Source organism: Planococcus antarcticus DSM 14505, from assembly GCF_001687565.2.
GTDB classification, from domain to species: domain Bacteria; phylum Bacillota; class Bacilli; order Bacillales_A; family Planococcaceae; genus Planococcus; species Planococcus antarcticus.
Genome location: NZ_CP016534.2, coordinates 2,444,780 through 2,463,492 on the forward strand (window position 1 = coordinate 2,444,780; position 18,713 = coordinate 2,463,492).

The window sequence follows — 18,713 nt, forward strand, 5'->3', positions numbered from 1 at the left end:
TTTCCTCCTAAAATTGCTTAGCTTTTATGATGCAAGCTAGATACAATGTTGATTTTATTCAAAGAATCGATCAAACATCTTCTTGGCTTTAGTTACGACACCTTCGGAATTTTGTTTTGGCTGTTTTTGTTTCTTAGGCTGCTGTACTTCCTGATGCTCCATTTTTGCAGCTCCTGAAACAGCTCCGCCATTCCCTACACGGCCATAGAAGACATCTTCCATGTACGCATATTGAATCAGGCCAACTGCCGTCGTGTATTGAGGTTCGCGAACTCCAATGAATTCTGGAGTAAACAAACGGACACGTGTCTGTAGGATATTCCGTGCAAGTTCAGGCAAACCATCTAATTTGGCCATACCACCAGTTAAAACGACTCCTCCTGGCAGGTCTTGGACACCCAGACGATAAAATTCATCTAAAATCAGTTCGAAAAGTTCTTCCAGGCGAACTCCGATTATTTCAGATATGTATTTTTGGTTATATTGTTCGGTTGAATCCGATCCGATGACCGGTACCTCAAAAACTTCATCTTCTGAAGCATCTTCAAAAAATGCATGACCATGTTCGAGTTTGATTTTTTCAGCTTGATCTGTCGGTGTCTTTAAAATGATGGACAAATCTTTTGTAACGTGGTCGCCTCCAACTGGAATTACAGAAGAAGCAGTCAAGTGGCCTTCTTGGAAGATGGCAATAGATGTGGAACCTCCACCGATATCGATACACGCTGTACCATGACTTTTCTCGTCTTCAGTCAATGCATAGCTTCCTGCAGCAAGTGGCTGTACGTAAATATCACGAATTTCAAGTCCAGCTCTTTCTACACAGCGCAAGACGTTGTGTAAAATAGTTTTTGAAGTTGTCACCATTGTACCATCCATTTCGAGACGGATACCAATCATGCCCCGTGGATCTTTGATTTCACCCAAATGATCGACAATGTACTGCTCAGGAATGATGTTTACTAATTCTCGTTCTGGTGGAATTGACATTACTTGAGCAGCTTCTAGAACACGATCTAAATCGTCGTCGGTAATTTCCCGATTTTCACTATTCACTGCCACAATTCCTTTAACAGGCTGTAGCACTGCTTTGTTTGCAGGAATTCCTAATACAACTTCATGAATCGATTTGCCAATCATGCGTTCTGCTTGATCGACAGCTTTTTTAATGGACTGCACCGTTGCATCTATGTCAACAATCGCACCTTTTTTAATCCCATTGGATTTTACATTTCCGACGCCGATTACATTCAGTGACTTGTTGGCCATTTCCCCGATTAAAACTTTAACGGATGACGAACCGATATCTAGACTAACGTATAATTCTGATTGACTCAATTCGTGGCACCTCCTTATTAAACTGCTATACTTATATTCTATTGTAAATTGTGCACCTTGTCTAAGAAAATCGCAAAACTTAGAAAAATTTCCTTTGATTGTTCAAATTGTTTCTCTAACATCTTTCTTTTCAGCCCATTTCGCCAAAATTATGCGGCGAATGACCGCAATGTTCTGAAATAGCCGAACACCGAACGCGAAAATTGCGGCTAAGTATAAATCTACCCCTAAATGGACGCCAAGAAAAGCAAGACCGGCTGCTAAAGCAATATTAAAGAAAAATCCGGAGACGAATACTTTATCATCATATACTTGCTGCAAATGAGCTCGGATTCCACCAAAAAGCGTATCGAGTGAGGCCAATACAGCAATTGATAAATAATTGGCGTATTCTGGAGGAATTTGAATATCCGTTAGAAGCCCGAGCGATATTCCGAGTATTAAACCTAAAATGGACAGCCACATCGCTATTCCCCCTCTGATGCCTGTAAATAGTTGCTGTCTACAGCGCCGTCGTATGCCTCTATGACTAGCTCGTTTTGTGGCTCCGAAACGGTCATCGTCAAGTTATCGATATAAAAATCATCTAGAATACGGGACGCTAATAAATGATTATAAAGCTTTTCTGAGTCTTCCATCGTCTCAGAGATGATTTTTATCGAAAACGGCGGTGTTTCTAACGGTTTGGTATTAACAGTTGTTTGACCATTGATATCTCGGATGGCTGTTGTATTGATGATTCTTTTGCCGTCGATGGATACATAGAGGCCATTATAGCGATTAATTTCGTTGTTGAGACGTATAAGCAGATCGGGTGAAATCCCTGCAATTTCAAGTCCCATCGCAACCGCTTCCAACGAAGGTTCGACAAAAACTTCAATTCCAGGTCCGGTTGTCTCGGACAAGCCTGCAGCATTTCTCAGTTCCCCAGCGGTTTCCCGCAAAGCTTGCTCCGGACTGGCGTTCGCAGCCGCTCCGTATTTATCTAAAGTATCTTCAAGAGAAGCAATTTCAGACAACAATTGAGAATGAAGCTGTTTTTCGCGCGCCAGTTCCTGTCTGATTTCCCATACATCCCGCGTATCTCGGAGATTTGGTTCATTGATCGTGTTATATTGGATGGCCGCCATCAAGCCGATGATAAACAGTATCGCCGTAAATCGGGTGAGGATCCTTTTCTTCATACGTCTCCCCCTTTACTCATGATTCTGTTAGCAAAGCAGGCATTTCGATAACCTGCCCCTCATCCAATGTGACAATGATATTGTCATTAACCAATTGATCCATAATTCCACCAGTCAATTCCATTGAAGATGTTAATACTTCAGGCTCACCGATAGCTTCAATGACAAAAGGAGCTGGATATTGTATACCATCTACAGTGATAACCGGCCCCGTACAGACGATATACGAATTTCCATCAATGCGTTGGCCATTAATAGAAATGGCTTGCGCACCTGAAATATACAATTCGTTGATCACTTGGAAAACGTGACTTTCGTGAACAATATAATCATTCGGGTTAACGGAATCAGAATGATAGTCTCCATCTTGCAGCGTCACTTTCAGACCGTTTCCTTGCACTGGTACTAGTCCAAGAAACCTTCGCAGCTCTTCTGCTTCTGCGGCATATTCGGTATAGCGATTTTCCCCATCAGCGAAGGATCTCTCGTATTCCTGAACCTCGCTTTGTTTTTTTTGTAACTCGTCCCGTAAGTCTTTATTGCGTTCCTGTTGATCAATCAGTTCTTTACGATACCCTTCTTCCTGCTCGAAAAATGCGCCTCCAGTAAATTCTTCTGTTTCTTTGTTGGCACTCGATAAACTATAGGAATAGGCCATGATAAACCCCAAAACCAAGAAAACCAATGAAAACACAATCGATTTACTAAAACTCTTGCGACTATTCTGCTTCGGTGGCTTCATCTTCGGCACCTTCCTTCGCAAAACCGTAAACATCTGCATAGGAGCGGAAGAAAATACCCACTTCCATATCAATTACCCCTTGTTGTCCTTCTTTTAATTGGGCAATGACTGACGGGTAATAATTCATTTTTTCAGCTAGGGTACTTAAAATTCCCCGAATTTCGTTTCCATCATTCATATAAAGAGTCACGTAATCGGCATCTTTTTCTTCCGGATCCAAAATCACTTGTGAAATCAATTGAAGAACTTCAGAGTCAATTTGAGTCAATTGGTCGATTAGCTTTTCTCTTTTTTCTTCTTTTTCAAAATTCGAGTAAATTGGACCGTCAACAGTAGTAACTGGTTGGTCCAGGGCCAGGCTGTTCGACAGAACAACTTGGTAACTGTTGCCGTTGTCCAGATACCCCATTTGAACATATTCCTTTAAATTAATTTCTACTCCGGTCAACCATTTTTTTTTGACAGATGCTTCTTCAACCCATTCCAGACTTTCCAGCTGCTGCGATACAGCTCCAGCATCGAAAGACCACATCGAATCTCCGATATTTAATTCACTTGCTTCCTGGTAGCTTTCCTGGTCAAAAAGAACAGTTCCTTCAATGGTGATGGCCCGGATTTCACTGTACTTCGACTGGCTGTATAAAAGTACGGCAAGCAAAGTGAGAAAAATGAACAGCAGCGCCACGAACTTGCGATTGGTTCTTTTTTTCCGACGCTCACGAAGCGTCGGGATGCGTTCTTCGATGTCAATCACTTTGTCCATAATTGCTGCTCCTTATCTTTTATTCGTTTGCTTCCGTCATGTGCTGAACTGCGGTAATGAAAGCATCTCCGCGAATTTCAAAACTGTCATATTGATCCCAGCTTGCACAAGCTGGAGATAACAAGATCGTATCCCCGCTGTCGGACTGCTTGATGGCTTTTTCAACTGCATCGTCCATTTTTCTCGCTTGGACAATTATCGGTACACCACAGTCTTCCGCGAACGCTGTAAATCGTTGTGCAGTTTCTCCAAAAGTGATCAATGCTTTGACACGGTCCATATATGGACGGATTTCCTCAAGAGAGTGGTTTCGCTCTAAACCGCCCGCCAACAAAATAATGTTTTCAGGAAAAGCTTCCAACGCGCTTTTTGTTGCTAAAGCATTCGTTGCTTTTGAATCGTTGTAGAATTTTCGGCCCTCCCACTCAACAATAAATTGGGAGCGGTGCTTTACGCCTGTAAATGATGTCAGAACACGGATAATGGTTTCTTTTGTTCCGCCTGAAAGCAAAGTTGCTGCTGTAGCAGCTAGAATGTTTTCCAGATTATGCTGGCCTGCCAATATAATTTTCGAACGTTCAATCAATTTCTCGCCTTGCCAGTAGACAAATTCATTGTCTGCACTGATGCTCGTTGTTGTCCGGCCCTTTAGTGTAAACGGCACCAGCTGAGCTTTGCAGTCTTTCGCATGTTCCACTAATAATGGCTGGTCTGCATTGTAGATGAAATAGTCTTCTGTCGTCTGATTTTCAGTAAGCTTCATTTTGGAAGCACGATAGTCTTCGATCGATCCATGATAATCCAAATGCGCTTCATATAAATTCGTGATAATCGCGATTTCAGGGCGAAAAGCGGCTGTCCCTTTCAGCTGGAATGAAGACAACTCAGTCACAATAACATTTTTTGCTTTCGCTTTTTCTGCAACTCCACTCGCCACTGTTCCGATGTTTCCAGCAATCAATGGATGTTTATTGTCTTGATTAAGCATATGGAATAATAAGGTCGTAGTTGTGGTTTTTCCATTTGAACCAGTGATTCCGATAAATGGTGCTTCACTGATCAAATAAGCTAGCTCAATTTCAGTCCAGACTGGAATATTTTTCTCAAAAGCCGATTCAATCAAGACATTGGTATAAGGAATTCCTGGATTTTTGACAACCAGTTCGAAGCCCTCTTCCAATAGATCTTCAGGATGTCTGCCGCAAATAACGGTAACGCCCATATTCAATAATTCCTGTGCTTCTGGATTTTCTTCAAAAGGCTTGGAATCATTAACGGTAACAAATGCTCCAAGCTTATGAAGGATTCGGGCAGCTGTAAATCCACTTTTAGCCAGCCCAAGAACCAGAATTTTCTTTTGATATAATTGTGGCGCCTCTTTCATTTACATTACCTCCAAAAAGACGGCGATTGCCGCACTGATAAGACCGACTGACCAGAATACAAGTACTACTTTCCATTCTGACCAACCGCTCAATTCGAAATGATGGTGAATTGGGCTCATTTTAAAAATTCGTTTTTGACGCAGTTTGAAGCTCCCTACCTGCAAAATAACCGAAGCTGTTTCAATAACGAATACAAGTCCAATCAGCAGCAGCAATAATTCCTGTTTCAATAAGATTGACACCATTGCCAATGCGCCACCTAAAGCTAATGAACCTGTATCGCCCATAAAGACTTTTGCAGGGTATTTGTTGAAAACCAAAAATCCGATTAATCCGCCTGTGACGGAAAAAGTGAAAATCGCAATTCCGATTTCATCTTGATATATCGCCAGTAGACCAAATGCAGCAAAGGCGATTGATGCTGTGCCCGCTACCAGTCCATCTAGTCCGTCCGTTAAATTTACTGCGTTAGAAAATCCAACCAGCCAAAAAACAATAAAGAATACATAGAGCCATGATAACTCGATTGAAATATCTGTAAAGGGAATGCTAAGACCCGTCTCAAAATCAACGCTACTCAGAACTACGAACGAAATAACAGCTATGACAATTTGCGCTATCAATTTCTGCAAAGAAGTCAATCCCAGATTCCGCTTCAAAACAACTTTTATAAAGTCATCCAAAAATCCGATTAATCCATATCCGAAAAGCACCAGCAATAAAATCAGGACTTTTGCAGTCAGTAAATCTGCAAGCCAGGCAACCAATAATACGGTGATAATGATAGAAATCGAGAAAACCAGTCCACCCATAGTAGGGGTACCTGTCTTCTTCATATGTGATTCAGGTCCTTCTTCACGGATACTTTGCCCGAATTTCATCCGCTTCAACAACGGAATAAAAATCGGCATTAACACGACCGTCAAAAATAAAGCAATTCCAAGACCCATTACTGCATAAACGTTCATTTAGAGAGCTCCTTTAAACACGAGATTACTCGGTTGTTTCTTCTGTTTGTGTTTCTGTTTCTGTTTCTGTTTCTGTTTCTGTTTCTTCTTTATTGACTTCAGGGGCAGTGTCTTCCAATGCCCCCTGCTCAGTCTGCTCTTGTTCTTCCTTATCTTCGGCCTCTGCCCGAGCAGGATAGTAGATTTCAGGTGGATGAAGTTCGATTACTACAGGATCATTGACTGTCACTACTTCACCTTCTGCTATGCTTTGCGTCAAAACATAGCCTTGTCCTGCAATTTCCAATGACAACCCACTTAAGGATTGATAAGCAAGCAATTCACGCTTGGACCATCCAGTAAAATCAGGTAGTGTTGTTTTTCCTGCTGCCTTCAAGATAACCCGTCCACCATCCAATACGGTGCTGCCAGTCTCAGGGTATTGGGAGACAACTTCTTTAGAATCACCGATAACCACAGTTTCAAGCCCCAGCTCCCGTAATGCTTCAGCCGCTGCAGTTGCCGACTGCCCCGTATAATCTTCAACAGGCATTGTTGTTGCTTCCACCATATTTTCTGGTTCGATGTTCATATACTTCAAACTATTTTCCATGACAGAAGTGAATATTTTTGCAACCGGCACAGAGCCGTATTCGTTAGCCGGCAAATTTGGCTGCTGCACGCCAATATAGATCAGTAGCTCGGGGTCGTCAGCAGGAGCCATTCCCAGAAACGAGAACAAATAATTGTTACTGCCTTCCAGGTAGCCGCCGCCTTCTTTCGGCACTTGTGCAGTACCAGTCTTTCCGGCTATTTTATAATCCTGTAATGCAAATCCTTTCGCTGAGCCAACTTCGGAAGTGACAGTTGAAGCCAGTACTTCTTTTACTTTTTCGGCGGTTTCAGCAGAAATAGGCTGACCTGCTTTTTCGGGTTCACTTTTAACGGTAACTTTTCCTGTATCGGTATTCTTAATTTGATCGATAACATACGGTTTCATCATCACGCCGCCATTCGCAATCGCTGAGGCAGCCTGTATCATTTGAATTGGAGTGACTGTGGAACCTTGTCCATATGCTGTCGTTAATTTGTTTATCGGATATTGATCAAGTATTTTGCCTGTTGCTTCTTTCGGTAAATCAATTCCTGTCTGTTCGCCGAATCCAAAAGCATCAATATAGGTCATGAAGGTATCTGCTCCAAGACGTTCCAATAAGTACGCCATTGAGACGTTGGAGGAACGCTGGAAACCTTCCAGATACGAAATGGTTCCCCAGCCGCGTCCGCTGTTGTGGTCACCGATCGTACTGTCTAGTAAGGTATAGGTACCGGAATTATAGGTGGCATTCGCATCCCACTTACCTTCTTCGATTGCTGCTGCTAGTGTAAACATCTTCATCGGAGAGCCAGGTTCAATCGTCAATTCGATACTTTCGTTCAGCCAGTTGTCAGACAGACCTTCCCGCGTATTTGGATTAAATGTCGGACGCTGCGACATCGCCAGGATTTCTCCTGTTTTTGGATCTGCGATTACGGCAATCATCCGTGTCGGGTCATATTCTTCCTGCACGCCAGACATTGCGTCTTCAAGGAAATTCTGTAACGTTTTGTCCAAAGTCAGTTGAACGTCTGAACCATCAACAGCCGGAGTGACTGCAGATTCGCTGTTTGGCAGTAAAAAGCCCCATTTATCTGTATCGAATTCGATTTTGCCGTTTTGGCCAGTCAAGACCTCGTTGTGTATGGATTCAAGCCCCATTCTTCCCGTTGTTTTTGTTACTCCATCTTTCATTTCTTCTTTCATGGCATAGCCAATTAGATGGGAAGCGAAAACGCCATTTGGATATAATCTCTTTAAATCACGTACAAATAACAAACCTGGAATTTCCGCCTCTTTCATTTCCAGCATTTGGGTATGGTTGATTTCGCGCCCGGCAGAGCCGAATTCAACTTGATAGCGGTCTTTTTCTACACCCGTTTTCAGTGTTTCCAAAATACTTTCTTCAGAAGCACCCAAGTAACCCGCCAATTTTGAAGCAGTTTCTTCTATATCCACTACATGCCGGGGATCACTAACCTTTTGGGTGGCTGATTCATCGAGGACAGCAACCAGTTTATACGTCAATGTATCTTCAGCTATTACTTCTCCCTTGCGATCGATGATGCGTCCCCGCTCAGCAGTCAGCACTTCTTCTTGACTGTATTTGGCCGCCGCTCTGGCAGCAAGTTGCTGTCCTTCGACTTCTCCCGTGGCTTGTATGGTCACAATTCTAGTCAATAAAAGGAAAAAGAGCCCTGCAAATAACAAAAATAGCAGAAAGGCTCCCCCTTGAAATCGAAACTTTTTTTTCATTGTCCAGGCACTACCTTTACATTTTGCTCATTTAATTTCAGGCCAAGCTCTTTTGCTTTTGACCAAATGCGCTCATATGAAGAAAGTTCACTCACCTGTACCGACAAATCTGTATTTTGCTTCGCTTTTTCATTAACCGATTGTTCAATTGTTTGAATTTCCTGAGTAGATGCCTGAATCGTCGATTGATTCTGCAGAACCAGCAATGCGCACATAATACAAACTGCAACAAAAGTTAAATACAATATTTTTTCGCCTTTAGTGATTAACCCTTTTTTTCTTACCGGCTGCCGACTCGGATTTTGAGGAACGGCCGGCTGTTGGATGTAGGTTTCAGTTCTTGCATTCAACGCCATCTGAACACGTCCTTATTCGTTTATTTTTTCTGCAATCCGCAGTTTGGCGGACCTTGACCGATTATTATGTGCCAGCTCTTCTTCTGAAGCTAGGATTGGTTTTCTTGTAATCAATTTTAGGATGGGTTCCATTCCTTCTGGAATTACCGGTAAATTCGGCGGCAATTCCGGAAGCGATGAAGCTTCTTTGAATATCGCTTTGCAAAGCCGATCTTCAAGTGAATGGAAGGTGATGACACTAATTCTTCCTCCGATTGCCAAAAGATCGATGGCATCCTGCAGAGATGTCTCAGCTGAACCAAGTTCATCATTTACAGCGATTCGAATGGCTTGGAACACCCGTTTTGCCGGATGGCCGCCTTTTCGGCGAGCAAAAGCCGGAATACCGTCTTTGATGCATTCGACCAGTTGTCCTGTCGTTTCAATAGGATGCTTTTCTCTTGCAGCTTCGATTTTTCGGACAATTTGTTTAGAGAATTTTTCTTCTCCATAGCGATAAAAGATCCTTACTAAATCTTCAAATGACCATTCATTTACTACATGATAGGCGCTTAACTCGGCACTTTGGTCCATTCGCATATCCAGAGGCGCATCATTATGGTAACTGAAGCCCCGTTCTGGTGTATCCAATTGTGGAGAAGAAACGCCAAGGTCATATAATATGCCGTCCACTTTCTCCACTCCGTACATTTCCAATTCTTCCTTTAAATATTTAAAGTTGGCATGGATAAATGTAATTCTATGTAAGTAATCATGTAGTTTTTCTTTTGCATGAGCTATTGCTGTCGCGTCTTGATCGAAACAATATAAATGACCTTGGTCAGATAATTGCTGAACCAAATATTCGCTGTGTCCTGCTCCGCCCAGCGTACAATCCACATATATGCCGTCAGGACGAATGTTCAGACTATCGACAGTTTCATGCAGTAAAACCGTGGTGTGATTGAACAATCCATTCCCCCCGTTCACTTTTAAAAGTCAAAATCAGTTAAATTTTCTGCAAGTTCATTAAAGGAATCTTCAGATGCTGCAAAATAGCTTTCCCATGAATCTTTTGCCCATATTTCAAAACGGTTGGACACACCCAAGATGATGCATTCTTTTTCAAGTTTCGCATAAGAAATTAATGTCGTCGGTATATTGACGCGTCCCTGCTTATCAAGTTCCACTTCTGTGGCTCCAGAAAAAAAGAAACGTGTAAAAGCACGAGCGTCTTTTTTTGTAACCGGCAACTCTTTCAGCTTTACTTCAATTTTCTGCCATTCTTCCATCGTGTAGCCAAATAAGCACTGATCCAAGCCTCGGGTAATGACGAAGTTGTCACCTAGCAGTTCACGAAACTTAGCCGGAACGATCAACCGACCCTTTGCATCAACGCTATGTTGATATTCGCCCATGAACATGCCCTTCACCCCACTTATTGTAATAAATGTACCACAATCCCCCACTTGTCACCACTTGTTTTTGAAATATTTCATATTTGTTACAAGAAAACATCTCAACAAGTTATTTTGACATAAAAAAAGCCTGCATATGCAGGCTTTTACCAATTATAAACATATTATTTTATGGTTTTTGTCATATTGCAACGGCAGTGCCAATAGCTCCTTGACCAGATCTATTCCAAACTGATTCATGTAAACAAAAGGACTATAGACGCGTTCTTGAAAACCGCCATTTGGCAACAATTCATTTTCAATAGAGGCATAATGGCCGAATTCTATGCTATTTTGAAGCACAACTTCATCTTGCAATTTATTCTTCAAAAAATTTAATTGCTTAATGTGTAGCTGTAAGTTCTTTTCAGCGAGCGGCAAAAGTCCTTTGCTTATGGAAGAAAACTGTTGTTGGATATTGTCGTATGTTCGTTCTATTTGGTGCTGCAGATTATCAATCATGACCTCAGCTTGCTGTTCACGAATCGATTCCATCAATTCGTTTCTCATCGCTGCCACTTGACGCTCATTCACTACAGCCGAAAAATCCAGATTGTATTTATTCAGTAACAGCTGAGTTTGCCGATTCACTAACGTAAGGCTTAAACGTGGCATAATAACTGGAAGTTCCATGCCAACTAATTCGAAAGCACCTTTAAGAGCTGCCCAATAAGCAATTTCACCCGGCCCTCCGACAAAGGCGAGGACTGGAAATACCATTTCTTGCATCAACGGGCGTGTGACAACATTATTGCTGAGGAGTTCTGGAGTTTTTTCAGCGATTTCGAGGAGCTGCTGTTTGGTATAGCGGATAGCACCGTTATTGGCCACAAACTCTGTTCCTTGACGCTCCAGCAATAATCGCTCACCTTTTACCGTGATAAAAAGATTAGCTGCCGTTTTCTCCGCTCCGATCACCGCGTTATAGCCATCCTTCAGCAGCGCCTCTTCAGCAGTTGTGACGGTATCTGCAATTTCTTCTGCGCGTTCGATCATTTCCACGAAATATGGAGACTCGTATTTACGAAGCTCTGCATCTGCTGCATCAATATACAGCAATCCTTCCTCCTGGAAAAAAAAGTGTAGAAGGGAAGAAAAGAAATCGGTAAACGACCGGGATTGTTCCAACAAGCTGAAAGCCAAATCGTGAATTTCTTTGGAATGTTCGGTTTCAGGCAAGCTGCGGAAATACTCTTCTAGAAAAGACGCGATTTTCGGCTTATTGAGTGTTGCTGAAGAAGCTGAGTGCTTACCGTATTCAGCATGTGGTATGTTCAGTTTGTCCACACGCCCATCTACTTCACGGTAAAGATGGCTGATTTCAGCCAAATCATGGTCTTCACCGGCAATCCAGAAAACTGGAACCACTTTAGTGTTCAACTGCTCAGCAGCCTGTTTCGCCAGAACGATGACTGATATCGCTTTATGTACTGTGTACAAGGGACCGGTTAGAATGCCTGCCTGTTGTCCCGTTACGACTACGGGGGCACCTTCTTCAAAACTCATTAAATTGCTTTCAGCAGCTTTTGGTACCCCGTTGTGCTCCATGTAGTTGCGCAGTATGCTTGCCACTTTTCGGCGGTCAACAGCATGGCTTTGGAGCTTCTCCAATCTTCTCTCAAATGACTGCATCTGTGGATCATATGTGAAATATTGGCGGATAGCCTGTCTGCCATTTACATAATCACTCATCAATTTACTGGATGGTTCTACGTATTGTTCCTCTACCTTCATGAAAAAAAGTCCCCTTTTCCCTTTACATTTAGAATCAACTATATCAAACGGCCTCTGTTAAAGAAAAAAATACGCCTGCTAAACTGATTTGATGATGACACTCACAAGGCCCACTAGCCACACAAAGGCATAAATGGTGGCCAATAGCAGAAAGTAGGTTCGCCATAGTTTCCGGAAAAATGGAATGATTTCTATTTCTTTGACAGTTTTCCATTCTACAATTAAATAGACGATTGCCAATATAAGCGCTACAAAATAAATTAACGCCGAGACTGAGTAACCCCAGAGAAATTCCACTGATGCCGGCACGGAAAAGAACAATAAAAATGTGGTGCCATCAGATGCCAGACCTAATGCTTTTCGTTTTTTTCTTTTCAATAAAATAAAATATATAAAAATAAAAAGGAGAAAAGGAATATAGAGAAAAATAGCTCCAATTGTTTGTAATAGGGTCATTGTTGTACCTCAATAGTTTTTAGAAGGTGATAGAAAGCCTTGTATAAAGGTAATTCAAGCTTGGATCGGTTCAACATATACAACATCAGCCCATCTATCTCCATCGCGTCATCTGCTAGACGATCAGCCAGCATTGTGGACATTCTATCCGGCTCTGCTGCACACGCAGCGGCTACCTTTTCAATCGGCTGCAGCCGCTCAATTTCCGGAAATGCCAGATAAAGTTCATTGTACAGATTTCTGAACAGCTCATAGGCATGCGGGTTGGTGATTAGCTCACCGTTGCGTATTTTCATCATTGCCGTCAATGGATCGATCAGACTGTTGAACAACTGACTCTCAAAAAGCTGTTCTTCAATCTGATCCACCCACACGCTTTTCCAGGCAGTTGTCTCAAGAAGAGACTGAAATTCCTCGGAATTGCCCTTCAGCGATCCTACTGTCAGCTGAGCAGCTTTGCTGAAGCTGATTTCATTACCGCTCCACTTAACACAATCCGTTTCCAATAGGGCTGCCGCGATATGGCGATGTGGTAAATTTCTCGCTTTTTCCAAAAATAGCATACCTTGCTGCAAAAAAATAATTCTGTTGCTGGGACAGCGAATTTTTAAGAGTCTTAAAATCGGCTGCAACTCTTCGTAATTGATCGTTAACATGATAAAAGCATCCGGATCGATTTGCTCAACGTCCGTGTAGGCTGTCAGTTGTTGACGATTTTTACCATGTATGATTCCACGCTTGTTAATCAATGAAGATTGTTCTTGATGTTGCGCAATCACTTGCACTTCATGACCCGCTTTTTTCAATAGATAAGCTGTCAGCAGTCCAGTGGCGCCAGCTCCGATAATTGCATATTTCATAAAATCACTCCTTACAGTGTCACAATTTTTCTTAAAAAAGAAGCCTGCCTATATTAGGCAGACTTCCAACAATAGTTTTCATTATACAGGATAAATCGGATGTTTTCGATATGGCAACGGCAAATCTTTTGTTTCGTAAAAAGATAGACGCTGAGAAAGAACAGAACGCAATTGGTGAGGCGCTACAATTTCATCGATGATCAATTCAGATGCCAAACGATAAATATCGATTTCCTCTTTGTATTCCTGATGCTTTTGCTGCACATACTGAAGACGTTCTTTCGGATCTTCAATCGCTTCAATCTTGTTTGAATAGACGGCATTTACCGCTGCTTCAGGACCCATTACCGCAATTTGTGCTGTCGGCAAGGCAATGCAGACATCCGGCTCAAATGCAGGGCCTGCCATCGCGTACAAGCCAGCACCATAGGCTTTACGGACAATGACAGAAATCTTCGGCACTGTTGCTGAACTCATTGCTGCGATAAACTTCGCTCCGTGACGGATAATACCGGCACGTTCTACTTTCGTTCCAATCATAAAGCCTGGTACGTCGGCAAGGAACAACAAAGGAATCGAGAAAGCGTCACAAAGGTTAATGAATTTCGCTCCTTTATCGGCTGAATCACCGAATAAGACACCACCCTTGACCTTTGGCTGGTTGGCAAGAATACCCATTACTTGGCCGTCAATGCGCGCAATTCCCGTAATCAATTCACCAGCAAATAGTTTCTTGATATCAAAGAAGCTACCTTCATCGACTAATTGATCAATCAGTTCATACATATCAAACGGCGCATTCTGGTTTTCGGGAATAATCGCTTCTAACGAACGTCCTGCCTTCGCAGCTTTTGCCTCAATTTTTTCAGGCTTGATCGCGAAGTTAGCTGGAAAGTTCGTCAAGTAGCGGCGTGCTTCTGAAATGGCTTCTTCTTCAGTTGCCACCAATACATCACCAACACCACTAACTGTACAATGCATGCGAGCACCGCCCATTTCTTCTAGCGTCACTTTTTCGCCGATAACTTTTTCCGCCATTCGCGGAGAACCAAGATACATTGAAGCATTGCCATCAACCATAATGACAATATCACAAAAAGCAGGAATATAAGCGCCGCCTGCAGCAGACGGACCAAACAATAAGCATACTTGCGGCACCATGCCGGACATTCTTACTTGGTTGTGAAAAATTTTACCTGCTCCGCGACGGTTCGGGAACATGTCGAGCTGATCGGTAATACGGGCTCCGGCAGAATCCACCAAGTACAGCATCGGCACCTGCATTTTTTCCGCCGTTTCCTGGATACGGATGATTTTTTCAACTGTACGCGAACCCCATGATCCTGCTTTTACAGTTGAATCGTTCGCCATAACACAAACTGTTTCCCCGTTTACTTTCCCGATAGCTGTAACAACGCCATCAGCCGGCAGATCTTCTGCTTCTACATTGGCAAAACGTCCGTCTTCCGCATAGTTTTCATCATCAAATAATAATTTCAAACGGTCACGCACAAATAGTTTATTGCTTTCTTTCATTTTGTCATGGTATTTTTGCTGTCCTCCAGCAAAAATTTTCGAAAGTTTTTGTTCCAGACGTTCGTTATACCCTGTTGTTTCAGTCGTTTTTGTCATTTCGCTGCCCCCTTTGCTTTAAAAGTGATTATTCGCCGACAGTCATCAGCAGATCGCCTTCGTTAACAAAGCCGCCGACTTCCACATGAATTTTTTCTACTTTGCCGCCAAATTCAGCTTCTACTGGGATTTCCATTTTCATAGATTCGATTGTCAAAACAGCCTGTCCGGGTGTTACAGCTTGCCCTTCAGCTGCTAATACATTTAATACTGTTCCTGCCATAGATGCTTTTAGTTCTTTCATAATGTGTGTTCCTCCTTTGTTTTTTCCATCCACTCTGGCAATACTGCTGTTGCATAGTCACCTGAAATAAATTCTTCCGACCTAATAAATTCTTTAAATAACGGAATATTGGTTTTTACGCCTTCAATTGTAACATGATCGAAAAAAGTCTGTGATTTCGAAAGCGCATCGATACGATCGGTTCCGTGAATGATAACTTTCGAAATCATCGGGTCATAGAAAGGCGTCACTTGATTGCCTTCTTCATAACCCGTTTCAATACGAGCCCCTTCTCCCCATTGAAGCTTTTCAAGCGTTCCTGGAGAAGGGAAAAAGGTTTTAGGATCTTCAGCATAAACACGATACTCTATGGCATGTCCTTTAGTTTGTATACTATCCTGAGGCGGTAATTCTCCGCCGTCAGCTACAGTCAGCTGCCATTCGACCAAATCCAGTCCGGTTACTTCTTCAGTAACCGGATGCTCCACCTGCAAACGCGTATTCATTTCTAAAAAATAAAATTCATTATTCGGATCGACGATAAATTCAACAGTTCCGGCATTCGTATAATTTACTGCTTTTCCTGCTTGTAGCGCGGCTTCGTAAAGACGTTCGCGCACATCCTGTGGCAGATCCGGTGAAGGTGATTCTTCAATCACTTTCTGATTGCGACGCTGAACCGAACAATTCCGTTCATATAAATGAACAACATTGCCATGGTGATCGCCAAAAATCTGTACTTCGATGTGTCTAGCATCCGCGATAAACTTCTCTAGGTAGACAACATCATCACCGAAATAGGCTTTAGCACGATTTTTGACTGACACAAACTGTTGAGTGAGCGCTTGCTCACTTTCACAACGTACCATGCCAATTCCACCACCGCCTGCACTTGCTTTTAGCATTAATGGGTAACCAATTCCTGCAGCTTCTTGCAAAGCTTCTTCAAGCGTCGTCACGCCTTCTTCCGTACCTGGAACAACTGGTACTCCAGCTTGAATCATGGTTCTGCGAGATTCGATCTTATCTCCCATCTTTTCGATGATGTCGCTTGAAGGGCCGATAAAGGTCATTCCGGCTTCTGCCACTTTGCGTGCAAAATCGGCATTTTCCGACAGCAGGCCATATCCCGGGTGAATAGCATCGACTCCACGTTTTTTGGCTTCTTCGACAATTTTTTCGATTTGTAAATAAGACTGGACGACTGGATTTGGACCGATCAGTACAGCTTCAGTCGCTTCACTGACGTAAGGCAGATCCCCATCTGCTTCAGAGTGAATAGCGACCGTTTCGATTCCAAGGCGATTGCATGTCCGAATAATTCGACGTGCGATTTCTGCCCGGTTTGCGATCAGGATTTTCTTCATATTTAAAATACCCCCTATGTTTTCTCCCTTCTATAGCATATACGAATTTTGTAAGCGATTTCAACTATTGGTTGAAATATTTCTTTTATCTTGTTAAAAATGACTCTTCTCATTTGTTGTTTGAGTAAAAAAATGAAACCCTTCAAGAAGAAGGATTTCATTTTTTCGTTTTATTAAGGAAGCGGTCGACTGCTCCATGGTGCGCTTCTCGTTCCCACAAAACTGCACATTTTCTAACTTCTTGTTCAACGCGCTCTTGCAAATCTGTTTTCTGCCATTTGCGGATGGCCATTTCTTTGTAAGCACGGTGGACATCCGGATGGATTTTTTTTATCTGTTCAAAAAACGCCTCGATATCCTGCTCATCGCGAATAACAGCCGATGCCCAGCCGATGTTCTCTAGTTCAACTGCCGTATAGACTTTGGCTTCACTGAGCATTTTTAGCGCTTTATCATGCTGCAAAGTTTCCAGCAGATAGGTCCCGCCGCCCCAGCCGCTTGTAATGGCGAGAGTGCCTTGTATGAATCCGCATTTCGCATGGTCCCATACAAGCCTGTAATCACACGCTGTAGCGATTTCACAGCCGCCACCGACAGCAGCACCATTAACGATCGCCACTACCGGTACAGAGAGTGTTTTGATCGAATATAGCACATCACTCATTCGCTTCAGCATACCATAGGCTTGTTCTTCTGTTCGAAGAGCATGGAATACCGAAAGATCGCCACCTGAGCAAAAAGCTTGTTTGCCTGATGCCGTAATGACGACCAAACGGACAGAAGAGTTTTGTGCCTTCAACGCCAATTCTTCTAGTCCCGTTGTCACGCTATCATTGATGGCATTCCGGACATGGGGACGATCAATTGTAAATGTCATAATGCCATCCGTCAGGTTGATCGTATAAGCCAATAGAATCCCTCTCTTCTGCCGATTTACCTGCTATATAAGTTGAATTAAAGAAGTGGCTTTTTAAGCTCAATTAAGAGTGGATAAACGAATAAATCGCTCCAAACGGACGCTTTGGACCCACATCCTGTGGGCCTGAAAGCGGTGCTGGTTTGTGGAATAGCGACAAGCTGAAATCAGTAGTTCAACTTATGTAGCAACTCATTTTCTTCACTTACATATGTATAGAGAAAAAGACTATCGAGAGCCATGGCCTCTCAATAGTCTTTCAGCAGCAAATACTGTTTTATTTGCTTGCTACTACTTCTTTCCCTTTGTATGATCCACATGCTTTGCAGACGTGGTGAGCCAATTTACTTTCGCCACAGCTTGGGCAAATTACCATGCCCGGCACTGACAATTTAAAATGTGTACGGCGTTTTCTTTTAGCGGTTTTGGACGTTCTTCTAGCTGGTACAGCCATTGGTGACACCTCCTTACACTAATTCTATTCATCTGACTGATCAAAATACTTTGCTAAATCAGCAAGTCTTGGATCTGGTTTTGGTGGTGCCTCTTCTTTCTCGGCTTCGAACTCTTCGTCTGTTGAATACGACCAATCATTTCCGCCTTTTATAACAGACTGATCAGCGTCTTCCTTAAACACCTGAATCGGAATCTCTAGCAAAATGAGTTCTTCAAGTATCGGCTGAAGATCTATGACTTCAGTTTCTACAGCGTGAACGTCACTAAACTTATCTTCTTGGCCTTTTTCAGACCAGTCGAAAACTTCAACCGAATCGACGTTTATCGGAAATTCAACATCCTCCCAAGTTCTAGCACAAGGCAGCGTAAGCATACCTTCGAGATGGAGTTGACACGTTAATTGTTGCGAACCAATTGTGCAATGTCCTGTAACATGTACAGGTGAAATTTCCCGAATATCGCTATTCCGTGATTTCACTGCATCCAAATGAACCATTTGGTCAATTGGCAGTCCGTCTTTGCGATGCTTTTGAAGCTGTTGAATCGCTATTTTCATAAGTAATCA

20 protein-coding genes are annotated in these 18,713 nt (G+C 42.7%); all 20 read right to left on the reverse strand.

Annotated elements, in window-relative coordinates; genetic code table 11:
- Positions 1-54 precede the first annotated feature (54 nt).
- A complete protein-coding gene (ftsA, locus tag BBH88_RS12250) occupies positions 55-1,338 on the reverse strand; it encodes a cell division protein FtsA (protein WP_006828829.1) in 1,284 nt (427 codons plus the stop codon).
- Positions 1,339-1,440: 102 nt separating this feature from the next.
- Positions 1,441-1,803 carry a small basic family protein gene (locus BBH88_RS12255; protein WP_006828830.1) on the reverse strand — a complete coding sequence of 121 codons (363 nt, stop codon included), beginning with the start codon at positions 1,801-1,803 and terminating at the stop codon, positions 1,441-1,443.
- Between the two features lie 2 nt (positions 1,804-1,805).
- Entirely contained in the window at positions 1,806-2,522 is a 717-nt protein-coding gene (locus BBH88_RS12260) for a DUF881 domain-containing protein (RefSeq protein WP_006828831.1), read from the reverse strand.
- Positions 2,523-2,538: 16 nt separating this feature from the next.
- Complete coding sequence (locus BBH88_RS12265; RefSeq protein WP_065536748.1) at positions 2,539-3,264, reverse strand: DUF881 domain-containing protein; 726 nt, start codon at positions 3,262-3,264, stop codon at positions 2,539-2,541.
- On the reverse strand, positions 3,242-4,027 hold the full coding sequence (locus tag BBH88_RS12270) for a cell division protein FtsQ/DivIB (protein ID WP_006828833.1): 786 nt from the start codon (positions 4,025-4,027) through the stop codon (positions 3,242-3,244). Before BBH88_RS12270 ends, BBH88_RS12265 begins: the two co-directional genes overlap by 23 nt.
- 19 nt (positions 4,028-4,046) lie before the next feature.
- The gene (gene murD / locus BBH88_RS12275) at positions 4,047-5,411 is read right to left on the reverse strand and encodes a UDP-N-acetylmuramoyl-L-alanine--D-glutamate ligase (RefSeq protein WP_006828834.1); all 1,365 of its coding nucleotides are present in this window, start codon (positions 5,409-5,411) and stop codon (positions 4,047-4,049) included.
- Positions 5,412-6,380, reverse strand: coding sequence for a phospho-N-acetylmuramoyl-pentapeptide-transferase (mraY, locus tag BBH88_RS12280; protein ID WP_006828835.1), 969 nt, complete (start codon positions 6,378-6,380; stop codon positions 5,412-5,414).
- A 25-nt stretch (positions 6,381-6,405) separates the two neighbouring features.
- On the reverse strand, positions 6,406-8,712 hold the full coding sequence (locus BBH88_RS12285; RefSeq protein WP_065536747.1) for a penicillin-binding protein: 2,307 nt from the start codon (positions 8,710-8,712) through the stop codon (positions 6,406-6,408).
- Positions 8,709-9,068 carry a cell division protein FtsL gene (gene ftsL / locus BBH88_RS12290; protein ID WP_006828837.1) on the reverse strand — a complete coding sequence of 120 codons (360 nt, stop codon included), beginning with the start codon at positions 9,066-9,068 and terminating at the stop codon, positions 8,709-8,711. The genes BBH88_RS12285 and ftsL overlap by 4 nt, the downstream gene beginning before the upstream one ends.
- Positions 9,069-9,080: 12 nt before the next feature.
- Complete coding sequence (rsmH, locus tag BBH88_RS12295; protein ID WP_006828838.1) at positions 9,081-10,019, reverse strand: 16S rRNA (cytosine(1402)-N(4))-methyltransferase RsmH; 939 nt, start codon at positions 10,017-10,019, stop codon at positions 9,081-9,083.
- Between the two features lie 20 nt (positions 10,020-10,039).
- Positions 10,040-10,471: a division/cell wall cluster transcriptional repressor MraZ gene (gene mraZ, locus BBH88_RS12300; RefSeq protein ID WP_006828839.1), complete on the reverse strand. Its 432-nt coding sequence runs from the start codon at positions 10,469-10,471 to the stop codon at positions 10,040-10,042.
- Positions 10,472-10,618: 147 nt separating this feature from the next.
- Positions 10,619-12,238, reverse strand: coding sequence for a bacillithiol biosynthesis cysteine-adding enzyme BshC (bshC, locus tag BBH88_RS12305; RefSeq protein ID WP_006828840.1), 1,620 nt, complete (start codon positions 12,236-12,238; stop codon positions 10,619-10,621).
- 78 nt (positions 12,239-12,316) lie between these two features.
- Complete coding sequence (locus BBH88_RS12310) at positions 12,317-12,694, reverse strand: DUF3397 family protein (RefSeq protein WP_006828841.1); 378 nt, start codon at positions 12,692-12,694, stop codon at positions 12,317-12,319.
- Positions 12,691-13,554, reverse strand: coding sequence for a ketopantoate reductase family protein (locus tag BBH88_RS12315; RefSeq protein ID WP_065536746.1), 864 nt, complete (start codon positions 13,552-13,554; stop codon positions 12,691-12,693). Before BBH88_RS12315 ends, BBH88_RS12310 begins: the two co-directional genes overlap by 4 nt.
- An 81-nt stretch (positions 13,555-13,635) precedes the next feature.
- Positions 13,636-15,186 carry an acyl-CoA carboxylase subunit beta gene (locus BBH88_RS12320; RefSeq protein ID WP_006828843.1) on the reverse strand — a complete coding sequence of 517 codons (1,551 nt, stop codon included), beginning with the start codon at positions 15,184-15,186 and terminating at the stop codon, positions 13,636-13,638.
- A 28-nt stretch (positions 15,187-15,214) separates the two neighbouring features.
- Positions 15,215-15,430 (reverse strand): biotin/lipoyl-containing protein, encoded by a 216-nt coding sequence (locus tag BBH88_RS12325; RefSeq protein WP_006828844.1) that lies wholly within the window; start codon positions 15,428-15,430, stop codon positions 15,215-15,217.
- A complete protein-coding gene (locus BBH88_RS12330; RefSeq protein WP_065536745.1) occupies positions 15,427-16,776 on the reverse strand; it encodes an acetyl-CoA carboxylase biotin carboxylase subunit in 1,350 nt (449 codons plus the stop codon). Before BBH88_RS12330 ends, BBH88_RS12325 begins: the two co-directional genes overlap by 4 nt.
- A gap of 157 nt (positions 16,777-16,933) precedes the next feature.
- Positions 16,934-17,686 (reverse strand): enoyl-CoA hydratase/isomerase family protein, encoded by a 753-nt coding sequence (locus tag BBH88_RS12335; RefSeq protein WP_083387779.1) that lies wholly within the window; start codon positions 17,684-17,686, stop codon positions 16,934-16,936.
- A 283-nt stretch (positions 17,687-17,969) separates the two neighbouring features.
- Complete coding sequence (gene rpmF / locus BBH88_RS12340) at positions 17,970-18,146, reverse strand: 50S ribosomal protein L32 (protein WP_006828847.1); 177 nt, start codon at positions 18,144-18,146, stop codon at positions 17,970-17,972.
- 24 nt (positions 18,147-18,170) lie between these two features.
- Entirely contained in the window at positions 18,171-18,704 is a 534-nt protein-coding gene (locus BBH88_RS12345) for a YceD family protein (protein ID WP_006828848.1), read from the reverse strand.
- Positions 18,705-18,713: the final 9 nt, after the last annotated feature.